Raw genomic sequence first — 24,013 nt, 5'->3', positions numbered from 1 at the left:
CCATGCTTTATGCTTGATTGGGCCGATGGCCACATACATCTGTTCGCACCGTTGCGGGCACACCCCTGCCCCAGTGACCGTAACCGGAACGGCCGAGATGAAGCGTTGCCACGACCATGCGACGGCTGGTCGGGCTGGCTCCGGAGGAGACGGCCGGGCCAGCGGCACGTCGCAGGGAGAGGCGGCGTTTCAGCTCGGGGAGGGCGGCTGCGCGCAGCCGACCGAGTAGGGCGCGGTCCTGGCCAAAGGGCGGGAGGGGCCAATGTTCCCCTTGAATGCTTCAACTTAAGAATCAAAAGTTACTTCAACGGCAGGGCCATTGAGACAGGCGGAACACACTTTGATTGAGCTGAAAATCGAACTGGTTGGCATCAAACCACCCATCTGGCGCCGTATCGTCGTGCCGAATGACATCAGCTTGGACATCCTGCATTCCGTTCTCCAGGGCGCTATGCCTTGGCAAGACTATCATTTGCATGAGTTCGAGATTGGCGAAGACAGGTTCGAGGCCCGCGACGAAAGTGACGACAGCTGGGACCCTACCGATGGGCGGAAGGACGAGAAGAGGTTTACTCTTGGAAAGCTGGTCAAGAAAGGCAGTCAGTTCACATACACTTATGATTTCGGCGATGGCTGGCGGCATCTCGTCACCGTTGAGAAGTTTAGCAAACCAACCGGAAGACCAGATCTGGACTTTCCCGCCTGTGTTGACGGAGAGCGAGCCTGCCCGCCAGAGGACTGTGGAGGACCCTACTCTTACGAAGAGTTTCTCGACGCGCTGACCGACAAACACCACCCGGAACATCGCGATACAAAGCAATGGGCGGGCGCGTTCGAACCGGAAGTGTTCAGCGTGCAGCAAGCCAATGCTGCCGTCGGTGCGATGTTTGTATGGGCAAAAGAACGCCACAATCGAAAGTGAAACCTGACTCTGGTTTGGCGCAGCGGCTTCGACAGGGGCACATAGCTTCGACTGTTCGATCCGAATGGCCGGATGTCTTCTCAGCCCTCCGAGGGCATCCACGCCCTGCTTTGCTGGTGAGCTTCAGAGCTGACAACCACCAGTCTCTTTGAAAATTCCAGAATTTGTCGATCCTTGACGGACTATCTCACAGGTTATCACAGAAACAAGTGGCGGCATCTTTAAAAATACATCATTATGTCGCCCATGAGTGGACAAGAACACGAAAAACTAAAGAGTCTTCTTGAGGCTGTCCCCACGGGGTTCCTCGTGGACTCCGCCTGGCTGGAGCACCACGGGATAGGTCGGCGTTCGTCCTACGGCTATGTGCAACGCGGCTGGCTAGAACGCCTAGGACGCGGAGTGTTCCGCCGTCCCGCACCAAGCAGCGCCACCACGAATACGCTCGACTGGAAGACCAGCCTGCTCTCGCTCCAGCACATCATGCACTACCCTGTCCATATCGGGGGGGCGACGGCATTGGGCCTGCAAGGCTATGCGCACTACCTCTCACTCGGCGACAAGAGCACAGTCTGGCTCTACGGCTCAAAAATCCCCAACTGGCTCGAAAAACTGCCGCTCAACACCGAACTCCGCACACGCAGCGTATCGCTGTTCTCCGATCCAGAGTTGGGTGTCAATGACGCGCGAAATAATCTCAACGAGACAGCATCGTCCCTGCCATGGGACTGGAAACTGGTGATGTCCTCGCCGGAACGCGCCATCCTCGAAGCGCTTGACGAGTTGCCGGATCAGGAGAGCTTTCACAACCTCGACATGGTGTTCGAAAGCCTGACGACGTTGCGCCCAAGAACCCTCTCGGCACTGCTCAGAAGTTGCAAGAAGATCAAGGTCAAACGCCTGTTCTTCGTGTTCGCCGACCGCCACGACCATGCCTGGCGCAAGCGTCTCGATCCGGAAGACTTCGACCTCGGCAGCGGGGATCGCGCATTGGTCAAAGGCGGCAAGATACATCCACGCTACAGGATCATGGTGCCCGAAGAGTTTGTAAGAAAGGAACGTGGTGATGGCGCGTGAAGACTATGCCGCCCAAGTGGCCCTGCTCGTACGGGTACTTCCATATGTGGCGAAGGAGGAGATATTTGCGCTCAAGGGCGGGACGGCCATCAACCTCTTCTATCGCGACCTTCCGCGCCTCTCGGTCGATATCGATCTGACCTATCTGCCTGTCAAGGACCGCGCCGACAGCCTCGTCGAGATCAACGACGCGATGGACCGGATTACCGCCGCCATCGAAGGCGGCATCGCCGGCGCCAAAGCGCAGCGAATTGCCGGCGGTGGCGGCGGCGCCACGCGTGCGCTCGCCCGCCTCGGCACAGCCGAAATCAAAATCGAAACCTCCCCCGTTACCCGGGGCGTCGTGCATGATCCGGAACAACGCGAAGTCTCCGAAGCCGTCGAGGAGGCGTTCGGATATGCGACGATGAACATCGTCTCCTTCGAGGATTTGTTCGGCGGCAAGCTACATGCGGCCCTAGATCGCCAGCACCCGCGAGACCTCTACGACGTTAAACTGCTCTACGAGAACGAAGGGTTTACCGACGAGTTGTTCCGCACGTTTCTGATCTACCTCGCGAGTTCACCACGCCCGCCGCACGAACTGCTGAATCCAAACCTGATCGATCTAGATCAGCCCTACGCGCGGGAATTCGAGGGCATGACGAAGGAAGCAGTCGACCTAACGGAATTGGTCTCAACGCGCGACCGCCTGATCGGTGATATCCAATCCCGCTTGGATGAGGGCGCGAAGAGGTTTCTGAGAACCCTGCATGACGGCGATCCAGACTTCGACGCGATCGACCGCCCTCAAGCGGCCGAGCTTCCAGCGGTCCGATGGAAGCTCATCAACGTGAACAAGCTGAAAGCAGAAAACCCCAAGAAGCATGCCGCCCAAGGGGAAGAGTTGGAGAAGCTCCTCGGCTGAAGATGGACCAGAGATGACTGATTTCGAGAACGACCCCGACTACGAAGAATGCCTTGTGACCTTTTTTGATGTCCTCGGTTTCAGGAACCTCCTGCACACGCGAAGCGGTGCAGAGATCAGGCACTTGCTTTCGATGTTTCGCAGGGTGTCCGAAGGGGATGCCACGCCGCCCACCCGCTCCGACGAGATGCGGATGATCAGCGAAGTCCATGCAGAGATCGTGTCTGACGCGATCGTAAGAACCAGAACCATTGAAACTCAGTACCAGGCTGGCCCTTTGGTCTGGGAACTCATCGATCTGCTGCACATCCAGATCGAATGCGTGGCGAACGGCATAATGGTGCGCGGCGCGATGACCATCGGCCCTATGCATCTCGGCATCGACTTCAGTGGTCCGGTGTTTGGGCCTGCCCTCGTTCAGGCTTATTTCATGGAAGAAGGCGAGGTCATCTTCCCGCGCATTGCGATCCATGAAGATGTCATCGAACGCCACCGACAGGACCAAACGCTTTGGCGGGAAGGACATTCCTATGAGGATGAAGAGCGTCACCTGAACAACCTCCTGCGCCAGGACGAGTCAGGCCTCCACTACATCGACTATCTTCGCGCCAGTCTGAGCGAGCTCGACGGCGAATACGCCGGCTGGATCGAGTTTCTGGGTAGGCACAAAACGTTGGTGGAGAGCGGTCTCGCCGACAGTCCCAACGCGACGGTGCGGCGCAAATACAGCTGGCTCAAGAACTACCACAACGCAGTCATCGACGAGAACATAGCAAACCTGGAACCGGGCGCGATGACCGAGGATGGGGACCCTTGGGAAGCTCTGTTCAGAGGGCTCAGGATCGAAGCCTGAGTTCTCTCAACAAGTCACAACTGAGAGCGTCACGAAATGTCCACGACATGCCTCACCGTTTGGCCAATACGGGGATCGCCAGCCCGCAACCATTCCTATGACCCGCCATCCAGACCTGCGTCCTCCAACTGCTCCCGCTCTGGCAGATCCGCGAGAGTCTCCAGATCAAATGCAACAAGGAACTGCTCGGTCGTCACAAATGTGTATGGCGCACCGCGGCGCGGCGATCGTGGCCCGGTCCCGATCAAGTCGCGCGCATGCAGCCGACCGATCAGGTCGCGGCTGATCTCCTTGCCGAAGATGTCCTTGAGCCCGTCGCGCGTGATCGGCTGGTGATAGGCGATGGCGGCCAAGACCGCGACGTCGAATTCACTCAGGTCGAGTAGCTGATCCTCGACATCCGCGGCGACCCGGATCGCGGGAGCGTAGGCCGCCCGCGTCCGAAACATCCAGCCGCCAGAGACCTGGGCGATCTCGAAGGCCCGCCCTTCCAGATCGGCGACGAGATCCTCGACCAACAGATCCACCGAGACCCCCTGCCCCACCACGCGCGCCAGGTCTTCGCGCGGCACCGGCGAGGCCGAGGCAAACAGCACCGCCTCGATCCGGCGCATCCATTCCCGCCAGCGCAGCTCAGGCGGCAGGTCGGCCAACTCACGGTCCAGGTCCGGCTCTGAACGATCCTTCGCCATCGCTACACCCCGTAGAGCCGAAACGTGTCTCGCCCTGTCAGCTCGCGCACCGCGCCGAGATCGACCAGTCGGTCGCAAAGCCGCCGCGCGGCGCGATCCGACAAGGGCAAGGCCAAAGGTGCCACGGCATCGCGGGTGAGGAACATCTCGACAGCGGCATCCGCTCCCTTGGCGCGAAGCTTTGGCGCAACGGCCTTTAGGTGTGCCGCCCGACGCGCGAGGTCGGCGGAGAGACGCACAGCCTCGACCGCCGATAAGATGAGTGCCCGATGACAGACGAGACGCAAATCGTCGCCCTGCTTGCGCAGGTCGGCACGTTTCAGACCCGCGGCCAACAACGGCACGAGATGATCCCAACCGAATGTTTGGGCGAGAGCCGCATCCGCGAGGACCAGCGAAGCTACGTCAGCGCGTGGCGCCTCCGTCAGCACCGCCTCCAGCACCATCGCGGCCCGAGTCACCGGCGCCCCCTTCCCTGCATTGAGCCACATCGCGATCTTGCCCGACTCGAAGGCCGGCAAGGCTCGATCCAGAGCCTTGGTCGACACCGGCCGCTCCACCGCGCGCCGCCAGGCGAGGCAGGTCTCGCCAGCCGGTCCCGGCAGATCGCCAGAACGCAACAAATGCACCGCGTCGCGCAGATCCCCTGCTCTCTCCAGGCGCCCCGAAAACGCGACACAGGCCTCCGCTGCGCGCAGCGCGAGCCGATCCCGCAACAAGGCTTGGGGCACCTCCTCGCGCTCCAGCACAACATGCAGGTGGCTCAGCGCTGCGCCCGACAAAAACGCAACATCTTCAAGGCTTTCAGCCCGCGCTGAGGTGACCCAGGCGGGCATCCGGGGTAATGTGTCGAGGTCGCTGGTGTGATCGAGCCGAGCATATGTCATGCTTGGAGCCTACGTCATCGCGGCGCTTTTCACCAGAAAATAGCGTTAGAACCGCCGCAGCCTGCAAGATCGCGCTATGTCCAATAAGTTTGCATTATCGGACACCAAAGAATATGCTCAGCGACATGTCAGAAAACAACGAGAAATCGATCTCAAAGCCGCCAAATGGGCCTTCGGTCAGCGAGAACAACGAGAGAGATCATCCCAGCAGCGAGGCTTTGAGCCTTCCTTCCTTTGTGGCTGGTTCAGGCACGCTCGATCGGCTGGTGGATACCGCGCGCGACTATGCGCGCGCCGCGGCCTCGGACAATACGCTGAAGGCCTATGCGAAAGACTGGGCGCATTTCGCGCGCTGGTGCCGGATGAAGGGCGCGGAGACTCTGCCCCCGTCGCCCGAAATGATCGGGCTCTACCTTGCGGACCTGGCGTCCGGAGCGGGCCCCTCCCCTGCCCTATCGGTCAGCACCATCGACCGCCGCCTGTCGGGCCTTGCCTGGAACTATGCGCAGCGCGGCTTTGCCCTCGATCGCAAGAACCGCCATATCGCCACCGTGCTGGCCGGGATCAAACGCAAACACGCCCGTCCGCCGGTGCAAAAGGAAGCGATCCTGGCCGATGACATCCTTGCGATGGTGGCCACCCTGCCTTTTGACCTGCGCGGCCTCAGGGATCGCGCGATCCTGCTGCTGGGCTACGCCGGCGGCCTTCGTCGCTCGGAAATCGTCAGCCTCGATGTCCACAAGGACGACACGCCGGACTCGGGCGGCTGGGTTGAAGTGTTCGACAAGGGCACCCTGCTCACCCTCAATGCCAAGACCGGCTGGCGCGAGGTCGAGATCGGCCGCGGCTCCAAGGATCAGACCTGCCCTGTCCATGCGCTCGAACAATGGCTGCACTTCGCCAAGATCGACTTTGGCCCAATCTTTGTCGGCACCTCGCGGGACGGCAAGAAGGCGCTGGAGACACGCCTCAACGACAAACACGTCGCGCGCCTGATCAAGCGCACCGTGCTCGACGCCGGCATCCGGTCGGACCTGCCTGAGAAAGACCGCCTGGCGCTGTTCTCCGGCCATTCGTTGCGCGCCGGTCTCGCCAGCTCCGCCGAAGTCGACGAGCGCTACGTCCAGAAACACCTCGGCCACGCTTCCGCCGAGATGACCCGCCGCTATCAGCGCCGCCGGGACCGGTTCCGGGTGAACCTGACCAAAGCCGCCGGTCTCTGAGCCCCTGCCCTATCACGCCGCCTGCCCACTGAGCCTACCATAGAAGCTGCGCTCGAGATGCAGCTCCCCTGCCCCGGCCTTCTCGACCATGCCCCGCAGATAGCCGCCCGGCGAGGCAACCTCGCCCGCACTGTGCTTCTCGAAGACGAGGGCAAACGCGGCCGTGGCCACCTGGGTGCCCATTCGGTCCTGCGCCACGTTCCAGGCATGCTCAGAGATCCCGATCATCGGCCTGAGTTGACCGGCAACCCGGTGCAGATCGCCCCAATCTTTCAGGAATCCACCCAAATTCCGCGCCCAGGATGCGAATTCCGGACAGGCCTGCATGATTGTCGGCAGATCGAGCGCTGTCCGCTTCTTGCGTACCTCGGCAACCCAGTCTTCCAGCTCCCTATCAACCCGCTCTTCGGGTTGGGCATTAGGCACCACACCCGCCGCTTCCTCTTTTTCAGAGGAATTACTAGTTACAGGATTAAGTTGGTTTGTAATTAGTATATGAGGTTCAGAAATGACCTCCCTGGGGTTCATTTCTTGAGTCTTCTTCGTGACTTGGGCGTGTTTATCATCGGTGTTTTCCACAGGTTTTGTCGCAACAGTCGCCTTAAGATAAGCCGCCTCGACCCGTTCTTGGAGTTCCTTGAACCATGCCAATAGCCGCTCCAACTGCTCTGAAGCTTCATGACGGCGCGGAAGTCGTTCCAGAAGCTCCTCAAAAAGCCCCGTGAATTGCCTCCAGGGCCCACGCAGAGCGCTGCTGAGAGCTGCCTCGATCCGGGCTCGGATCATCCGGCGCGCCACAGTGATCTGGCGCTTCAGGCGTAGGCAGAGCTCGCGTTCAGCCTGCAACTCAGCATGAAGCTCCTCGAACTCCTCGACACGGGCTGAGAGCGGCGACAGATCGAAGCCATAGGCCTCGACGATGCGGCCATCGACGTCTCTGCGGCCCCACCGCTTGCCATTGGGGCTATCCTGGAAGGAGATCACGCCGATCTCAGCAAGGCGCCGCGCGTGGCGCTTGAGGGCAGACAGCGAAAAACCCGTTTGCTCCATCAGATAGGCGTTCGACGCCCAGACGATCGGACGCTGCCCCTCCTCCCAGTCCTGGGCCTGGGTAAAGGCCCCGAGCGTGTCGAGGAGCAACATGTCTCCGGCCTTCAAGCCGATATGTGCCCCCACGCGCTTAAGTGCCACGAATGCCCGTGTTTTGGGTACTGCTACCCGTTCACCGGCTTGGGCAAGTTGCTCAGCAACCCCAAGACCCGGTGTCGGCTTGCGCCAACCTGTATGTTTCATGCCTGTATCTCACCTCCGTTTATGTGGAGGCAAAAGAAAGCCGTTCGCTCAGGAGCGTTCGTCGTTGACAGTGAATCCTGCGAGACTTATCTTGAAGGTGACCAAACCATTAAGATCAGCTCTCAGGCCACACCGCTTGGGGGCTTTTCTTTTGCCTTTATTTCGATTGTCGTTCCTTTTTGCTCCTTGCCTCGTCGTTCTGGAGGATATGTCGCTGACATTGTCGTCAGTCGGTTTCCTTCCCCGAACCTTCGGCGCTCAAGTAGTCGGCGACTAAATCTCCGAGCTTCTCGAGACGCTCTTGGTCTATCGGCACACCTGCAACCTTGATGGATAGGTTTCCATCGACTGAAGTCGCCGAAAGATTTCGGTTGCCCACCTTGCGTTTGACCGTGAGCTTTCTGGGCTTTGCCTTCGGTTTGAGCTTGGGTTTGTTCACCCTCTCCAAGCTCGCTAAGGCTCCCTGCAAATCACGAAAGCTCATGTCGTAGACATTCTTGAACGCGTTCAAGATCTGATCCTGCGCAGCGAAAACAGACCTCGCTCGTGAGACTAGGCTCTCATGCACGCCAATTTTCTTTGCGAAGGCCACAGCTGTCAGCTTGTCTGCCCCAGAAGCCAACGTTTCATACATTTCACCAATCGAAACCAAACGCTCAAATGGGCTAAGATTCTCGCGCTCCTCATTCTCGCGGAACCGCAGAAACAACATCTCAAACTTGCTGTTCTCGGCGTTTCGCGCTTCCGGCGAAGCGAGGATTGCACGAAGAGGTAAACCCAACTCCGACGCGGCCGCCAGTCGGCGGCGTCCTGTAAGCATGACAAATGGAACACCAGTGACGTTCGACGGCTCCAACGGATCCGGCTCCCAATCCGGATCCTCGGGCCACACCAGAATGGGTGTGTCCTGCCCGTTCGAGGCAATGCTGTTTACCAGAGACCTGAATGCTTCCTGGGACATCCAGTCTTGACGGCGGTCTGTCCCCATCGGATCTGATATCTGGTCTGGCGACAGGCTTATTTCGTGGCGGCCGTTTAAGATATCCGAACAAAGCTCAGCTCTGCTTCGCTCCACAGCGGCTTGCGATTGCGCAAGCGCCCCTGATTTCCAAGCACTGCCGGCCCCCTTGAAAGGAGTAGAAACAGCGTCGCCCGTTTCTGCCCGGCCTTCGGGACCGGGCGTGCGCTCCTTGGATGTGTCGGGACTAGTAGCCTTGCTGACCAGCGACCTTGGAATACTGCGTTTCATGCTTCACCCTCGCCGTCATCTTCATAGAACTCGTCCATCCATGTATTGGCATAACCGCGTTCGAAGCCCGGCCAGAGTCGCGATACTATGGCGTCGTTAACCGCATCGGCATTCGTGATGAACCGGTTGATCCCCTTGCGTTTTCCCGGCGTGTCCGGCTCATATTCGTATACGGATTGATAGACGTCCGACGCATTCGAGATTGCGTCGGAACGCAGATAAAACACCGGCAGAATTTCCGTGGGGCAGTGTTCCAGCAGGTTTCCGATGTGGTTTAGATCCTGCGCATTGGATCGTTGGACGATCGTCGGCAACAGCATGTTGGCACCAGTTCCTATTTCGATCCGTTCATGGGCCAGAATATGCTGAAGCATCCCCAGCAGGCCGGTCACAAAGGTCGACAGCGTTGCGATGTCAAACCCCTTCATGGTTTGCGGGATGACCAGCGAAGTCGACGCAATCACGTTATTCAGCTGGAAAAGTGTCAACGCAGGCTGATAGTCGATGATGATGACATCGAGGGTCTCGGTCAGCGCAGCGTTCAGTCGCTGCTGATCGACCTTGCCCTCGACTACCAATTCGTTGGGCAGCGTTTTTGGCGGGTGGCCCGCTTTCCAGCGATCAAGGGCATCGCGCAGGTAGCGATAGAAGCTCTTTCCGGCGGGGGCCTCTCGCACAAGGCGCGCAATCTGGATCTCTCCCTCAGACGTTTCGCCATGTGCCGGCAGCAGACGCAGCCCCGGCCAGGAGGTCTTTAGAAAGAAGCTGTCGAGCGTCTGCGCATCGTGATCAGTGTATGGCGCATCTTCCGACTGGAAGAGGCCGGCAAAGTCCACCATGGAGGCGGTGTTTTCGTCGGGCATCTGGGGAAGACCTTCACCCCCGACAAAGTAGAGCGTTATCGTGCTTTGCGGGTCTGCATCCATGACACCAACGCGCATGCCGTAATGCAAGCTGAGATACTGCGCAAAATGCGCGGCGCTCAGGCTCTTAGCCGTGCCCCCTTTCTGGCTGGCAAACGAGATGACGGGTAAGGGGGCGTCGGGTTTGCGCCAGGCTAGGTAGTCGTAGGGCCGCTTTGCCGAGGCCGCCAGAAGGGCCCGCATGTGCATCAATTCGGAAAGCGTGAAAACACGCTCTCTTCCAACATATTCGCCCGCGGGAAAGTCGTCGCTCGAATTGGCGAACTTGGTTAGATACTGAATACTGACGTTCATAAACCTTGCGCACTGGCGCATTGACCACGTGCGCTTGATGCGCTGACGCAAGGTGAGTTCCTTGTTCACTGCCACCATCGTGCGCTCAAGCCCACGTGACAGGTCCGTCAAAAACTGTTCTAGACTACCGCTCATTCCTAAGCCCTGACTTCGGTTGGGTCCGAGTTCGACTCGATTCTGCTTCTATGGTAGCACGGTTTTGGAGGAAAAATAAAGATACCACGCGCCTATGAGTTTCAGGCGCTTATTTAGAAGCTCCACCACCCCTAAAACTCCAATCTTGAACGCGTTCAAGATTGGAGTCTTGATGGGCCGGTCGGTGGAGAACCGACCGGCCTTAGCCGTCACGCGGCGTCTTTGGGACCCCAGGGGATGACGGCCTGCAGGGACAGATCGTCCTGGTTCGCGGCCTTGCCGAGGTTGGCGTTGAAGCCGTGGTCGCGGATGGTCAGCGTGTAGTAGTCAGCGCCGGTCTCCTTGTTCTGCTTCTTCCAGATGCCGCCGCACTCGACCAACTTGCCGCGCGGGGAGCGGCCGAGGACGCGGTGCGTGGGGGCCATCGGGTTCGAGCTCGCGACGGGTTCGACCGTGATGTCGAGGTCGAAGGTCAGGGTCGAGATGGAGCCGACGCCCTTGGCGGTTTCGATGTCGGCGCTGGTGAATTTGATGCAGTTCGTGGTCATTGCTCTTCTCCTTGTTTGCGTTGCAATGATGGTCACCTTGCAGCTGGCCAAGGCCCGGCCACACCGAAGGCGGAGCGCAGCGGAGAGGGGCAGGCGCCGGTCTTTTTGGTCCGCGCGGAATGACCCGCAGGGTCAGGGGAAAAAGATCGGCGACAACCTTTGTGGACGGGACGACAGCTGCGACCAGCATGTCATGCAACTCAGACAAAGGGAGAAGTGCGGTGGCCATGAAGGAAAGTAGGGGAACAGACGAGAGAGATGCCGCAAGGAGTAGGGATTGTCTTCTCGTCCATCCAAACTTCAAGACTCTTCGAAGACCAAAGCCGTCAGATCACAAATCGATGGCAACGGCAGAGCATTCGCCCATCCTTCCGTGGCATCACAGGGGCGTTTGCGTTCGCATTCGGAGATGCAGGCGTCCAGATACCATCGAGTTGCCAGACACTCATCCGCTCTGGTGCCCGACTAATGGCCAGACCTGGCTCTGAGATTCTTCGCGTGTCGCTGTTATCCTCAGACCAATGGAAGTGTCCTGAGCCAGAGATAAAAACGAGGTCATAGCGCGCTCAACAACTCGATTGCATGTGCCAGTGGTAACGCTCGAATGTCCTTCGCGACGGGGACCTCATGCTCACCGGCATAGACCAGGAGCTTTCGGTTGGCTCCAATGTCCTCGGCCCCTGTGTGAAATCCTCTCGAAACCTTTGGTGCAGTCGTCCGTTTGATCTCAACAGCCCAGATGTCGCCGCTTGGCAAACGCAAAACCAAGTCGAGTTCAGCACCGGCCGAAGTGCGATAGAAGAAAGGTTCGGTGCCTAAAGGGGCGGCAGCAAGAAGCGCCTCGATACAGAACCCCTCCCAACTGCCACCGACGACCGGGTGCCCGAGCAAGCCTTCTGTCGTGCCGATGCCCAACAGCGCATGCACGATGCCGCTGTCTCTCACATAGACCTTTGGCGATTTCACCAGACGCTTGCCGACATTCTCGTGCCAGGGCTGCAGGCGTCTCACCAGCATGAGATCGACGAGCAGATCGAGGTAGCGCCCAACGGTCTGGCCGGACACGCCCAATCCCTCGGCAAGGGCCGCGGCGTTCAGAAGGCCGCCCTGGACATGCGCAAGCATCGTCCAGAACCGCCGCAAGGTCGCTGCCGGAATCCGAGGTCCGAGGGCAGGGATGTCTCGCTCCAGATAGGTGCGCAGGAAATCCAGACGCCAGTCCATACTTGCCCGATCGCTCGCGGCCTGAAAGCTGTCGGGAAAGCCGCCGCGCAGCCAGAGCAAGTTCAACTGATCGGCCCCCACCTCGTCAGGCTGCAAGGGGGGCATTTCAACATATCGAACACGACCGGCGAGGGATTCCGCCGTTTGGTGCAAGAGGATATTGGAAGCCGATCCCAATAGCAGGAACTGTCCCGTCCGAAACCCGGCCCGCCGACGCTGATCGATCTGGCCGCGCAAGGTTCTGAAGAGGTCAGGCATCTGCTGCACCTCGTCGAGGATGACGAGTTTGCCCGCCTGTTCGTCCAGATAGAGATCTGGTTCAGTCAGGATTTGCCTGTCCGCCTCACGCTCAAGGTCGAGATAGACAGATGGGCGCTCTGATGCGATGTCGAGTGCAAGTGTTGTCTTTCCGACCTGTCGGGGGCCGAGAAGGACCACAGCCGCTTGGCTCTCCAAGGAAGACTGAACGAATTGTTGGGTCTTGCGTTTGTACATACCTTGCAATTACTCCACGATACGGAAGATTTGCAAGGTTAATCTTACCTACGGCCATAGCTAGTTGCTCAAGCCGAAGTATCTTACTGCCCCAGCAAAACAGCCGTGGCCAAGGAGCATCGACGCAAAATGAGTGCATTCAAATCTGTATCCAAGGGCCTCGAAGAGGCTCTGGCCTTCGCGAATGGCGATTTGGCCGACGCCAAAGTGCATGAAGTGTCCGTGGCGGAGGTCGATGTCGCCGAAGTCCGGCAACGGACGGGCCTGTCCCAGGCCGAGTTCGCCAAGAGCATTGGCGTCGCGAAAGGTACGCTCCTGAACTGGGAACACGGGCGCCGGCACCCGACAGGCCCAGCACAGGTTCTGCTGGCATTGATCGCCAAGAAGCCTTCCGTCGTACAGGACCTCTTGCGCGGGGCGTGAACCGGGGCCTAAGCCCCGATCCTCTTGATGCGGATTCCGAGCTTGCGGGCCTTGTCGACGATGTTCTCGGTGATGCCCGAACCGGGCGTGGCAATCAGACCCTGTGGCATGGTTTCGAGCATCTTGTCGTTGCGCTTGAAGGGGGCAGCCTTGCCATGGCTCTTCCAGTCGGGTTTGAACGCCACCTGCGTGACACCACGGGTATCTGCCCAGCGGGCAGCGATCATCTCGGCACCTTTTGGTGTGCCGCCGTGTAAAAGAATCATGTCTGGGTATTTCGCATGGGTGGCATCGAGGACGGACCAGATCAGGTCGTAGGCGTGATAGTCCCCGCCCGAGAAGGCGATCCGCGTGCCTTCGGGGCAGTGAACCTCGGTCTCCTTGCGCCGCTTGGCCGAGAGATAGGCCCGGCTGTCCACCACGGCGGAGGTGAGACCGCGATGCGAGACCTTGGATCCGGTGCGGGGCAGCCAGGGTGAACCGGTGGCGGCCGAGAAGTGGTCCACGGCCAGATCGCGCATCTGCTCGAAAGCGTCGCGATGGTCCCAGAGCTTAAGCCCGATCAACTGGAGGCGTTCCAGTTCAACCGAAGCGACCTCGGAACCGTCCTGGATGGCCAAACTTTCCCGGACCTCGAATTCGTTATCGTCGAGAAGCTTCTGGATATGGGCAAGCCGGCGATGGAAGATCGAGGTGAGGGACCAGAGCATCTCTTCGAGATTGTCTTCCAACTGGCTGCCGGTGAGGAGGCCGATAGTGGTGTCGAAAAGTGTCGCCATGGCGAGCTCGACCTCGTCAGGCTGGGGCAGGGGGCGATGATCGGTCTCGCCGGGTCCTGGTGTTGCGCCATGAAGTGCGAGGTGGTCGAGGATGGCGGAGGTTACGCCGGTTTCCTCGGGGATGTCTGTCTGATGGGGCATTGTCTGGTTCCTCTGATTGATCTGACCCGATTTGGATGGGGCGATAACAGGACCGGCGGCGACCGGGCCGCATCCGTCAGGATCGGAGCGCAGCGGAGAATGCGCCCAGGGCCGGAAAATTGCTCCCGCGAGGAATGAGCCGAAGGCTCAGGGGAATTTTCTGGTGCGGGGCGCATTGCTGTCCGGGCGAGGAGCACTCTGCTCCGACCCGCCGGTCCATCGCTCCTCTTTTCCAAACGGGTTCAGATCGAACCCGCGGAACCTTTGCCCTGTCGGACGTCACTTATGGGGCTGGCGCTCACCCGTCCTCGATCTCCAGACCTTGTACTTTCATGGCCTCAAGCAACGACCGGCGCAGCGCATCTTTGCCAAATGCCCGCAGATCGTCGTTGAAATCGCCCATGTTTGGCACGAGACCACCACAGGCAATACCAAGCGATTCCAGTTGGTTACGCAGTCTCAGTGATGCGGTTCGTCCCGCTTCGTCATTGTCCCGCGCGATCCAGATGCGCTGAATGCCCGGCGGCGGGATGAAGAGCCCGAGATGGGTGGCGGTGAGACAGGAGGCGAGGTCGAACTCAGGGAGGGCCGTTCCGACCGAAAGGGTATTCTCGAGACCTTCGCCGACGATGAGGTCGGAGCGGCCCGTACCGGACCAGAAACGGATGGCATGGCCGTGCAGCTGCCCCAAGATCCGTTTCGGGCTCTCGATTTCGGCCAAACCGCCGGTGGACGGGTCGAGGTAGATGCGCGCGCATCCGGTGACCTGGCCGCGATTGTCGGTGATCTTTGCGAGCAGGGCAGGGGCCCTTTGCGGCGGATCGGGATCGTCCTCACCTTGCCGCAGGAAGACCCGCGGGTGATAATGGAGGGCCGGGCCCAGCCGTGTGATCCCGCGCCCTTGCAGATAGGTGGCGGCCAGAGTGCCAAGCACCGGCTTGCCTGCGGCGAAGAGTTTCCGCGCCCGCGCAATGCGTTTGCTGGAGGCAGAATTCGGGGGCTCAGGGTTTCGAGTGGCATTCGGAACGGCAGGGCAGGGGGCCTCACCGAGAAAGGACCGGGCCTCCCTCAGCGTCTCTTTGAGCGTGACCGACCCGAGCCGTTCCTGCAGCAGGTCGATCAGGTCGCCATACTCACCGGTCGCAAAGTCAGTCCAGGACCCAGCCTTGCGGCCACCTTGAGCTTGCAGCCGGATGGCGAGGCTTTGACCTTTGGCCCCCGAGGTATCGCCAACCTGCCAATAGTTGCCCTGCTTGCGCCCCTCGGGGAAATACTGGCGGCAGAAGCTCTCGGCCCGATCTGCCAGATCGGCCGAGAGGTCTGCGATGCTGCGCCGCGCGTTCATGCGGCGGCATTCGCAGCGTTTGCGCCAACCGGATGCTCGCCGAGCACGCGCGCCAGCACGTCAATGCCGTCCACCGGGATGAACACCCGCGTCTTCCACTGGATCACCTCGGTGAAGCAGCCCAAAGCCTTCAAACCGGGCAGGGCCGCACCGGACGCGCCGATCAGCTCACATCTCGGCTGCCCCATCACGAGCGACCGGCGCAACTGGTAACCGCCGAGCAAGCTGAGGGTCGTCTTTGCGTCCATCACCGCGCCGAACACCTCCTGCGGTGCCATCTCGATCTGACAATCGAGACCGAGGCGCGCGTAGACATTGAGAAGCTGATCCTGGCTGACCAGACGGCCGATGGCGCGTTCCCCATCCTCGGTCTGCAGGCGATAGATGCGCATGTTGTCAGCGGGCAGCCGATCCCAGATCGGCAGGAGCAGCCCGCAGATCAGCGTGATCTTCGAGGTGGTGAACTCCGGCACGGCGGCGACTTCGGTCTGCCAGAGATGTTCGAACATCGAGTCATCAATCTCCTCCCAATGCGAGGTCGAAAATTCGCTGGCCGCGAGGATCTCGGTTCCCATGGGCCGCAGCAGTTTCACCCGCAGGATCGGCACACCGTCTTCGTCCATGAAGGCGGGCGCCTTCACCATCAGCGCCGCGCGTTTGGAGGTCGTGTTCCAGCAGAGCGTCGCGCCCTCTGTGTTTGCGCAGATCGATTTGACCCGGGGCAGGGCGAGAGGATCGTTGCGGTCTGTGCGCTCCACGGTCAGCGCAGTGGCCGTCGCCCCCGTCGCCTCATGCTCGAAGATGACCTTGCGATCGACGATCTCGAACTTCTCCGCGCGCAGGGTCTCGAGGCCGACATCCAGCGTGCCCGCCTGCCGCGCGTCTTCGATGATCGCCGAGAGGAACCCGCCGAAGGCCTCGAAAATTGCGTCTTGCACGTCAATCCTCAGAGCAAGGCAGCGGTTCAGGAACTGCTGGATCGGCGGCAGGGTTTCCTTCATCGTGCCGTCCGCGTCATCGAGCGTCAGCCCGGTCATCTCCTGGAATTTGGCGTAGGAGCAGGCGTCAATCTTGCCCGCGCGCAGCTTGTAGAAGAACTGGCGCCGCGCCGCGCGTGCGTAAGGGCTTTCGAGGTTGTCCTCGGCGCGAAACATGTTCTGACCGCCGGTCTCGCGTTGCCCCTTGGTGATCGCCCCGAGCGTGTCGAGGCGGCGCGCGATGGTGGAGAGGAACCGCTTCTCGCCTTTCACATTGGTGGCCACCGGCCGGAACAGCGGCGGCTGCACCTGATTGGTGCGATTGGTGCGCCCGAGCCCCTGGATGGCATTGTCGGCCTTCCAACCGGGCTCGAGCAGGTAATGCACCCGGAGGCGCTGGTTCTTTGCCCCAAGGTCGGCGTGATAGCTGCGCCCGGTGCCACCTGCATCTGAGAAGATCAGGATGCGTTTGGCGTCATCCATAAAGGCCTGAGTCTCGCCGAGGTTGGAGGAGGCGGGGCGGTTCTCGACCTTGAGCCGCCCTTCGCGCGTTTTCACGATGCGCCGCTTGCGCCCCGTGACCTCGGCCACCGCATCGCCGCCAAAATGCCAGAGGATCTGGTCGAGCGCGCCCTGCACCGGGGCGAGGGCACCCAAGTGCTCGATCAGATCGTCCCGCCGCCGCTCCGCTTCGCGGCAGATGATGGGATTGCCGTCAGCATCGAGGGCGGGGCGCGACCGCAGATCGCCGTTCTCGTCGGTGTAGGGCTCGAAAAGCTGCGTCGGGAAGCTGTGCATCAGGTAGTCCATGATGTTTTCACGCGGTGTAAAATCGACCTGCAGATCGTCCCAGTCCGAGGCCGGAATCTCCTCGAGACGGCGTTCCATCACCGCTTCGCTGGTCGAGACGACCTGAATCACTGCAGAATGCCCCGCCGCCAGATCCGCCTCGATCGCGCGGATAAGCGAGGGGCATTTCATGGCGGTGATGAGATGGTTGAAGAAGCGCTGTTTGTTGCTCTCGAAGGCCGAACGCGCGGCGGATTTTGCCTGGGCGTTCAGCGTGCCGGTCTCGGAGGAGATGCCAGACGCCTGAAGCGCGGCCTCAAGATTGGTGTGGATGATCTGGTAGGCATCGGCATAGCTGTCGTAGATCGCGATCTGAGGGGGCGTCAGGTCGTGCACCAGCATCTCGTATTCGACCCCGGCGTAGGAGAGCGAGCGTGCCAGATATAGCCCGAGCGCCTTCAGGTCGCGCGAGATCATCTCCATGGCGGCAATACCCCCGGCCTCCATCGCGGCGACAAACTCTGCACGTGTCACGAAGGGGAAATCGCCAGTGCCCCAGAGCCCGAGGCGGGAGGCATAGGCGAGATTGCCGACGACCGTGGCCCCGGTGGCCGAGACATAGAGGACGCGTGCATCAGGCACAGCGTTTTGCAGTGCGAGGCCAGCGAGGCCCTGCTGTGAGGCCTTCTTGTCGCCGCGGTCGGACTTTTCGCCAGCAGCATTGGCCATGGCGTGGCTTTCATCAAAAGCGATGACCCCGTCGAACCCTGCGCCGAGCCAGGACGTCACCTGGTCGAGACGGGAGGCTTTGCCTTCCCGCTCGGCGGAGCGCAGCGTGGCGTAGGTGACGAAGAGGATGCCTTCGGGCAGGCGGATGTCGCTCCCTTGGCGGAATTTCGAGAGCGGCACGATATCGCTTTCACGCCCCCCGAGGGCCATCCAGTCGCGCCGCGCATCTTCGATGAGCTTGTCGCTCTTCGAGACCCAAACGGCCCGGCGGCGCCCTTTGAGCCAGTTGTCGAGAATGATGCCCGCCACCTGCCGCCCCTTGCCGCAGCCGGTGCCATCGCCCAGGAACCAGCCCTTGCGCAGACGGAAGGCACCTTCGTCACCCTCCGCCGCGGCCATAAGCTGACCCTCGATCTCCCCGCGCTTGAACCAGCCTTTCAGGTGCGCCTCGTGTGCATTGCCCGCGTAGATCACGCTTTCGAGCTGCGGAGCGGAGAGGAGGCCGTCAGCGACAAGGGACTTCGGCAAGACTGGGCGATAGGTCGGCACGGGCGGCGGGACAGACGCCATGGCTGCGGATTGGACAAGTGCTGTCGGGTGCTCCGCTGCGCCGCCGATCCGCATCGCCTGAAGATTATAGGTCTCGTAAACCGTGTCCTGCAACGTGCCATAGGGTTCGCTCCAGGCTTTTGGCAAGTAGTCGAGCGGGGCCGTCTCGATGTCGTCGAACGGATGCTTCGCGCGTTCCTCGGCGAGCGCACGGGTTTCTTTGCGTGCTGCGTTGCGCAGAGCGTACAGGTTGGTGCGGGACTGGCGGTTCGGCACAGACAATGCCGCGCTGGTAGGGCAGGGCGGGGGGTTGCGGCGCGCGGGACAATGGGTGAGCACTGCGGAGAGAAGATCGCCCGTGGTTGCGCAGATGGGATGATAGACGGCCTCGATTTCGACAGGTGCGGTCTCTTCAGCACCAGCCGCGCGCTTATCGATTACCGTCAACCGCGTGTCGATCGTGGTGCCATGCCGTGCGAAGACCTTGCCGTCGATGGGGGCCGAAAACACGACATCGGCGCTCTGGCCGATCCGCTGAAATGTCGACTGGAAGGATTTCAAAGAGGGACGGAAGCTTTCGCCGGTGATGACGACAAGCCGCCCACCAGGCGCGAGGCGTGCCAGGGCGGAAAGCACATGCTGACTGGTCGCTTGCCTAAACCGGCCCTCGACATGGTTGGCAGCGGAAAACGGCGGGTTCATCACCACGACCGAGGGCGTGATCGAGCGATCAAGACGATCGTCGATCGAGGCAGCATCGTGGTCAGATACGGCGGCATCGGGGAACAACTGCCCCAGTAGGGCGCGGCGCGTGTCGGCAAGTTCATTCAGCGCCAACCGTGCACCAGCGATCTTTGCAAAGATGGCCAGCATGCCCGTGCCCGTCGACGGCTCGAGCATCAGGTCGTCGTCCCGAAACCCGGCGGCCTGCGCGACGATGGCCGCGAGGGGCAAAGGCGTGGAAAACTGTTGCAGACGGATACTGTCTTCGGAGCGGCGCGTGTGAGACGGGGCCAGAGCCGTGAAACGTTCGATCATGGTGAGGAAGGCCTGCGGCGACAGTGCCTGACGCTGCATCAGCGCGCCGTAGCGCGAGAGTATAAGGATTTGGGCGACCTCGGCCGCCTCATAGGCGTCTTTCCAGACCCAGGCACCACTTGTGTCACTGGCACCGCAAGCATCTTCCATCGCGGCGCGAAGTGCGGCGGCGTCGATGGACCTGCCTGCCTCGAAAACGGGGACGAGGATTTTCGCAGCCTGCATCAGGTTTTGGGCGAAGCGTGGGGCATCCGGCAGGGCAGGGGCTTCGGGCTCGGTTGCAAGTTGGACGGAATGGGGGTGAGCGTTCATCGGCAATCTCCGGGGTTGAGGGTTGGCCCCGAGCCCCGCGTGCACTCTCTCACCCGGGAGGGGTCACCCCTCCCGCCCTGTCTCTCACTCTTTCATGGCCTCGAAAACTGAAGTCTTGGCAGCGAAAACTTATCCACAAAATCTGGGGATGACGCTGTGGGCGTTGTCGCGCAAACCCATGCCAGGCTGCTGGGACACGGCCGTGCCTGCATTTTGGGCACCTCCAGCGAAACGGACCCGACACACAGCAAGCTCGGGGACCGAATGGTCAACGAGGAGAAATCGCAAGAGCTCAGAATGGGGATCTGCAAATAAAAAGGCGACATCCGGGAGGAGGTGGATGCCGCCGATTATTCCGGATCGGCTCAGGGAGGAGGAGAGAACCGATCACAAGAGCGAACATAGGAGCAATGCTGCAGTCGCACAATGGGCGGGCTATGACTTTTCTGCAATGCAGCAATGCATGTCCGCGATCGGGTGCTGCCCATAGTTCCGGTGTGTGGCGGCGAGTTATTCTATGGATATGCGGTCAATGCACCGGTCGCGGGTGGCGCATGGGGATCGGACCGAGGAACGGCATTCCGCGCCTCCGGCAAACAATGCGTCTCATAGGCGCCAACAAACCCCCAGCAAGCGTCGATCTCCTCGCCACCCTGTTCGACGATGTAACCATAGACACGCCCACCAAGGTAAGAATCGTAGTCGGCGGTCTCACCACGTAAGATGTCTACAGCCTGTTCGCGCAGGGCCTTGGTCACGCGTTTTACACCGAATTCCTTTCGGACCGCTTCGAGCGTCACGTAGACGTAACCGACCTGCCCAGAATCCCACGGGCAGTGGAACCCGACGGTGTTCATCGCGAGACCGGAATGGTCATAGAGAAACACAGGCAGAATGATTGCCTTCCGCTCGGCGCGGTCCCGCAGACGATCCATCGAGAGATCGCTCTGATCCGAGACGCCCGCAAGATCGCGCAGGAACGCCTCAGGGCTGTCGTACTGATGGCTGTCACCCAGCCGATAGCGGCGGTGCCAGCAGATCAGCGTACCGAGGTTGCACCACTCTCGTGGGTCCTCAGCGTCGGGGTCGTGGTAGATCTTGATCGTGTGGCCCTGGTGGACCTCCTCGTAGACGGGATCTTGCATGTCCATGTCCTTTCTCGAAACGCAATCGACCCGCCAAGCCGGTTGTGGCGCAGGCGGGTCGATCTGGATGGGATCAGATGGTTGGTGAGTTTGCCGCCCGGCGGATCAGGCGGCGGCGCGATTCTGGCGATGCTGGACGTGCTCGACAGAGACCTTGAGAAGCCAATCCTCAAAGCCAAGAATGGTCTGGTGACCCGCAACCGCCTGGACCCAGGCCGCACGCGGATCGCTGCCGATCTGCGTCGGGTCGTTGTCGATCCGGCCATTGGCCATCCACGGTTCGGGTTGTATGCGTCCGAGCCAGTCAGCCAGTGACGGGATACGCCCCTGGCAGTCTTCGCGCACATGCTGCTCGCCGATCCAGCGGATCGGAACGACCCGGCCCGCGCTGTTGATCAGGCTGCGACCGAACACCCGCTCGGCATCATAAATCCCGACCGTATGATGTTTTTGGGCTCTGTGAACAAAGAGACCTAGGTGCTCTTTAGATGAGTCAAACCAGTCATGCACATGTTGGTAATCATCTGGAACACCGCCAAATCTACGGGCCGAGCTTTCGGCGTGGTGGAGAGGATGTGCCATGTCAGAGCCCCTCATGTTCTGTGGTGTCGGTCTCGATGAAGCGGTTCGAGTGGCTGACATCGATCTTGTCCGTCTCGAGCGCCCAGGTCAATTCGCCATAGCCGCCCTCGTTGTTTTCGAAGCCAGGGCTCAGCGCATAGGCAAAGTCCCAGCCGAAATCTTCGACCCGTCGCCGCAGCTCTTCTGTCAGGGTAATCGTGTCAGGCGTCACGACGACCTCCTCGACATTGCCGGAATCGCCATAGCCTTCATATTGCACGTCGAGGCCGGTCACGCCGAGGCCGCGCAGTTCGGTGAGAAGCGCCGCGCGGGTCTCGACCCGCTGTTCGGCTGCCCGTCTCTGGGCTTCGAGCATCTGCGCGTAGAAATCATTTGCTTGTGTCATATCTTCGGTCCTTTGGAATTGAGGGAGGGTGAGGGCGACCGTCTTGCAGGCCGCGCCCCGGAGGTTTCCTTTGGGGGGCTTCAGGCCGCAGCGTCGCCGCGTTTCTCAGCCGTCCGGTCAACCAGGTTGAAATACAAATTCTCGGTCGCGCGCTTGAACCCCGGCGGTTTGCGCGGAGCGAGGCAGCGCACCGAGGCGCTGCAGCTCTCGCCGTGCTCCATCGCGAACTGCGTCACTTGGTCGATCAGATCATCCATGCCCGCGGCCTCGATGCGCTTTTCGGGGTAGTTCGCCAGCATCTGGAACTGGGTGACGACGAAGGCGCCATCGCGATGTGCGGGATAGAGGGTGATCTGGTAGTCGAGTGTCTTGGCCATCTCTGGTCTCCTGCGGCAGGCCGGACACGATCATCGCGCCCCTTGGAACCCGCCAGCCCGAAAGGACCGCCCTTTGTGCAAGGGCGATCCGTGGCGATGTCGGTGAAAAAGGGGCGTCAGTATTCCGACGGCAGAAGCAGGGTCAGGACCCGGCGCGTCTGATCAGGATCGGAGGGCTCAGGCGAGCCATAGGTGTAGTCGACGTCGTACAGGTCGATCTTGAACCAGACCTTCGTGCCGTCGAGGTCGATGACGCCCATCTCGTGCCATCCTTGCGGGTCGCTGTCAGCGTTGAACGCGTCAAATGAAGCCACGCTGCGGGTGAGAGCAAGCTGGGCATCGGGCCCAAGCGCTGCAACGCCACGGGTCATCACGAACTGGCCCTGCGGGGCATCGGTGACGAGGATATTGCCAAGGATAGAGCGACGAAAGGCGTCATTCTGCGAAGCGACGAGTGCGGCTTCCTTAACGGGATCGAGGTCAAGTGTGGTGGTCATGGGATATCTCCGGGACGGGCCCGCCGATCCGATATCGGCTGTTGGTAACCCGTCAGCCGGAAAGGGCCGCCCTCGATGTGAGGACGGCCCAAGGCTCATGTCGTGATCAGGTCAGCGTGCGGCTCGTCAAGCCGCATCCTCGCTGAGGAAGGCGGGCAAGGACGACGGTTCATCGCTCTCGGCGTCGCTCAGAGAATCTTCGGCGGACACATCCCCCTCCTCGGTCTCCGGCGCTTCGCCTGCCATGTCGGCAACAGCCTCCGCCGCACCGGCAAACACCATCCCGTCGGGCAGCCAGCGCGTCGTCCTGACAACCGTTGCGGCGTCGAACCCTTCCGTCTCGCCGGCCGTTTCCGCGAAGGCCCGCTCCATCGCGGCCGCGATATCGCCCTTACGCTCGCGATTGCGATCTTCGGCGTAATCGTCGCCAATGAGCTTGCGCGCGGTAGCGACCGCATGCCCCTTGTTGACCCGACCCCAGTAATTCTGAGCAGTCGGGCGCCAGCAGGCCGCCACATCGACGTCAAGACGCGCGCCGATCTCCTCGATGATCGGGGAGGGGCGATTGTCGGAGGAAAGCTGCGGCTTGACTGCCAGACCCGTCGCCCAGGCGAAAAGCGCCTGCTTGGCGGCAATGGGCAGCGCCGACATCGCCCGGAAGTTTTCGGGCTTCTCCAGCGTAATCCAGTCGGTGGCGAGGCCCTGCTCCAGCGCCTCGAGCATCTTCTGGGCAACAGTATCCGAATGCAGCACCTCGCGGTTCTGCGCCTGGAAGGGCCGGATCGAGATATCGAGCGCCTCGTTGTTGTAGGACCGCCCCAGAGCCTGCTCGCAGAGCGCGTAGAGCATCGCATCGAACGCCACCTCGAAATCCGCCGCCAGATGCGCCCGAAGGATATGCTGACGCGTCGCGCGCAGATCGTCGGCGAGGCTCGCCGAAATCCCGTTCGCCTTGCGCAAGGTCGCGGCCGGGTCGGAGGTGGGCACCGGTGTCGAGGAGGTTGGCGGCGTCACGTTCGGGCGGACAGGAGACGGGGCATCACCCGCGTCAGCACTATTTTCGCTCGGGACGACCGCAGCGGGGATATCTTCTGGCCGCACGAGGCCTTTCTCGACACGCAGCGCGCCGTCATGACCGATGGTCAGAACCACGCCCGCGATGGCACGATCTTCGTCCGCGTAAGGCTGCCGTTCGCGTTGCAGGGCCTCGATCTCGCGCAGGC

General features: G+C 61.0%; 22 protein-coding genes and 1 pseudogene. 7 read left to right on the top strand and 16 right to left on the bottom strand.

What is annotated here, in order from left to right:
* The first annotated feature begins 25 nt into the window (after positions 1 to 25).
* The 5 genes from J7394_RS18220 (at position 26) to J7394_RS18200 (ending at position 3,759) form a co-directional block, all read left to right on the top strand.
* On the top strand, positions 26 to 229 hold the full coding sequence (locus tag J7394_RS18220) for a hypothetical protein (RefSeq protein WP_209255198.1): 204 nt from the start codon (positions 26 to 28) through the stop codon (positions 227 to 229).
* A 111-nt stretch (positions 230 to 340) separates the two neighbouring features.
* On the top strand, positions 341 to 922 hold the full coding sequence (locus J7394_RS18215) for a plasmid pRiA4b ORF-3 family protein (RefSeq protein WP_235866649.1): 582 nt from the start codon (positions 341 to 343) through the stop codon (positions 920 to 922).
* A 246-nt stretch (positions 923 to 1,168) separates the two neighbouring features.
* Positions 1,169 to 1,999: a type IV toxin-antitoxin system AbiEi family antitoxin domain-containing protein gene (locus J7394_RS18210; protein ID WP_084353844.1), complete on the top strand. Its 831-nt coding sequence runs from the start codon at positions 1,169 to 1,171 to the stop codon at positions 1,997 to 1,999.
* Positions 1,989 to 2,906 carry a nucleotidyl transferase AbiEii/AbiGii toxin family protein gene (locus J7394_RS18205; RefSeq protein WP_084353836.1) on the top strand — a complete coding sequence of 306 codons (918 nt, stop codon included), beginning with the start codon at positions 1,989 to 1,991 and terminating at the stop codon, positions 2,904 to 2,906. The genes J7394_RS18210 and J7394_RS18205 overlap by 11 nt, the downstream gene beginning before the upstream one ends.
* Positions 2,907 to 2,919: 13 nt before the next feature.
* Complete coding sequence (locus J7394_RS18200; protein WP_084353837.1) at positions 2,920 to 3,759, top strand: hypothetical protein; 840 nt, start codon at positions 2,920 to 2,922, stop codon at positions 3,757 to 3,759.
* Between the two features lie 95 nt (positions 3,760 to 3,854).
* On the opposite strand, the gene J7394_RS18195 is transcribed toward J7394_RS18200, so the two are convergent.
* On the bottom strand, positions 3,855 to 4,451 hold the full coding sequence (locus J7394_RS18195; RefSeq protein WP_133840908.1) for an SMC-Scp complex subunit ScpB: 597 nt from the start codon (positions 4,449 to 4,451) through the stop codon (positions 3,855 to 3,857).
* A gap of 2 nt (positions 4,452 to 4,453) precedes the next feature.
* Complete coding sequence (locus J7394_RS18190) at positions 4,454 to 5,338, bottom strand: DUF1403 family protein (protein WP_084353839.1); 885 nt, start codon at positions 5,336 to 5,338, stop codon at positions 4,454 to 4,456.
* 113 nt (positions 5,339 to 5,451) lie between these two features.
* Between J7394_RS18190 and J7394_RS18185 the strand changes: the two genes are divergently transcribed.
* Positions 5,452 to 6,561: a tyrosine-type recombinase/integrase gene (locus tag J7394_RS18185; RefSeq protein WP_008335646.1), complete on the top strand. Its 1,110-nt coding sequence runs from the start codon at positions 5,452 to 5,454 to the stop codon at positions 6,559 to 6,561.
* A 12-nt stretch (positions 6,562 to 6,573) separates the two neighbouring features.
* On the opposite strand, the gene repC is transcribed toward J7394_RS18185, so the two are convergent.
* The 5 genes from repC to J7394_RS18160 all read right to left on the bottom strand — a co-directional run bounded on the left by repC (position 6,574) and on the right by J7394_RS18160 (position 12,722).
* Positions 6,574 to 7,854 (bottom strand): plasmid replication protein RepC, encoded by a 1,281-nt coding sequence (gene repC, locus J7394_RS18180; RefSeq protein ID WP_081940158.1) that lies wholly within the window; start codon positions 7,852 to 7,854, stop codon positions 6,574 to 6,576.
* A gap of 226 nt (positions 7,855 to 8,080) precedes the next feature.
* Positions 8,081 to 9,103, bottom strand: a complete 1,023-nt coding sequence (locus J7394_RS18175; protein WP_037207731.1) for a ParB N-terminal domain-containing protein — start codon at positions 9,101 to 9,103, stop codon at positions 8,081 to 8,083.
* Positions 9,100 to 10,455, bottom strand: a complete 1,356-nt coding sequence (locus J7394_RS18170; RefSeq protein WP_009804235.1) for a ParA family protein — start codon at positions 10,453 to 10,455, stop codon at positions 9,100 to 9,102. Before J7394_RS18170 ends, J7394_RS18175 begins: the two co-directional genes overlap by 4 nt.
* 209 nt (positions 10,456 to 10,664) lie before the next feature.
* Positions 10,665 to 11,003, bottom strand: a complete 339-nt coding sequence (locus tag J7394_RS18165) for a DUF736 family protein (protein WP_008335659.1) — start codon at positions 11,001 to 11,003, stop codon at positions 10,665 to 10,667.
* Positions 11,004 to 11,558: 555 nt separating this feature from the next.
* Positions 11,559 to 12,722 (bottom strand): ATP-binding protein, encoded by a 1,164-nt coding sequence (locus J7394_RS18160; protein ID WP_008335662.1) that lies wholly within the window; start codon positions 12,720 to 12,722, stop codon positions 11,559 to 11,561.
* 129 nt (positions 12,723 to 12,851) lie between these two features.
* Between J7394_RS18160 and J7394_RS18155 the strand changes: the two genes are divergently transcribed.
* Positions 12,852 to 13,145 carry a DNA-binding transcriptional regulator gene (locus J7394_RS18155; protein ID WP_008335665.1) on the top strand — a complete coding sequence of 98 codons (294 nt, stop codon included), beginning with the start codon at positions 12,852 to 12,854 and terminating at the stop codon, positions 13,143 to 13,145.
* A gap of 8 nt (positions 13,146 to 13,153) precedes the next feature.
* On the opposite strand, the gene J7394_RS18150 is transcribed toward J7394_RS18155, so the two are convergent.
* The 9 genes and pseudogenes from J7394_RS18150 to J7394_RS18110 form a co-directional block, all read right to left on the bottom strand.
* The gene (locus J7394_RS18150; protein WP_009804234.1) at positions 13,154 to 14,065 is read right to left on the bottom strand and encodes a DUF2493 domain-containing protein; all 912 of its coding nucleotides are present in this window, start codon (positions 14,063 to 14,065) and stop codon (positions 13,154 to 13,156) included.
* A gap of 298 nt (positions 14,066 to 14,363) precedes the next feature.
* A complete protein-coding gene (locus tag J7394_RS18145) occupies positions 14,364 to 15,410 on the bottom strand; it encodes a toprim domain-containing protein (protein ID WP_209255197.1) in 1,047 nt (348 codons plus the stop codon).
* Positions 15,407 to 19,804, bottom strand: coding sequence for a strawberry notch-like NTP hydrolase domain-containing protein (locus tag J7394_RS18140; RefSeq protein WP_209255192.1), 4,398 nt, complete (start codon positions 19,802 to 19,804; stop codon positions 15,407 to 15,409). The genes J7394_RS18145 and J7394_RS18140 overlap by 4 nt, the downstream gene beginning before the upstream one ends.
* Before the next feature lie 515 nt (positions 19,805 to 20,319).
* Positions 20,320 to 20,949 (bottom strand): hypothetical protein, encoded by a 630-nt coding sequence (locus J7394_RS18135; protein WP_037931030.1) that lies wholly within the window; start codon positions 20,947 to 20,949, stop codon positions 20,320 to 20,322.
* Positions 20,950 to 21,054: 105 nt separating this feature from the next.
* A complete protein-coding gene (locus tag J7394_RS18130) occupies positions 21,055 to 21,531 on the bottom strand; it encodes a hypothetical protein (RefSeq protein ID WP_037930962.1) in 477 nt (158 codons plus the stop codon).
* 1 nt (position 21,532) lies between these two features.
* Positions 21,533 to 21,916, bottom strand: coding sequence for a DUF6878 family protein (locus J7394_RS18125; RefSeq protein WP_009804230.1), 384 nt, complete (start codon positions 21,914 to 21,916; stop codon positions 21,533 to 21,535).
* Between the two features lie 80 nt (positions 21,917 to 21,996).
* Positions 21,997 to 22,293: a hypothetical protein gene (locus tag J7394_RS18120; RefSeq protein ID WP_009804229.1), complete on the bottom strand. Its 297-nt coding sequence runs from the start codon at positions 22,291 to 22,293 to the stop codon at positions 21,997 to 21,999.
* A gap of 116 nt (positions 22,294 to 22,409) precedes the next feature.
* Positions 22,410 to 22,790 carry a DUF3768 domain-containing protein gene (locus J7394_RS18115; protein WP_009804228.1) on the bottom strand — a complete coding sequence of 127 codons (381 nt, stop codon included), beginning with the start codon at positions 22,788 to 22,790 and terminating at the stop codon, positions 22,410 to 22,412.
* A 126-nt stretch (positions 22,791 to 22,916) separates the two neighbouring features.
* Positions 22,917 to 24,013 (bottom strand): annotated as a pseudogene (locus J7394_RS18110) (chromosome partitioning protein ParB); the annotation flags it as partial.

The sequence above is a fragment of the Ruegeria sp. R13_0 genome, from assembly GCF_017743995.1.
GTDB lineage: Bacteria > Pseudomonadota > Alphaproteobacteria > Rhodobacterales > Rhodobacteraceae > Ruegeria.
This window is presented reverse-complemented; position numbering and strand designations above follow the sequence as displayed.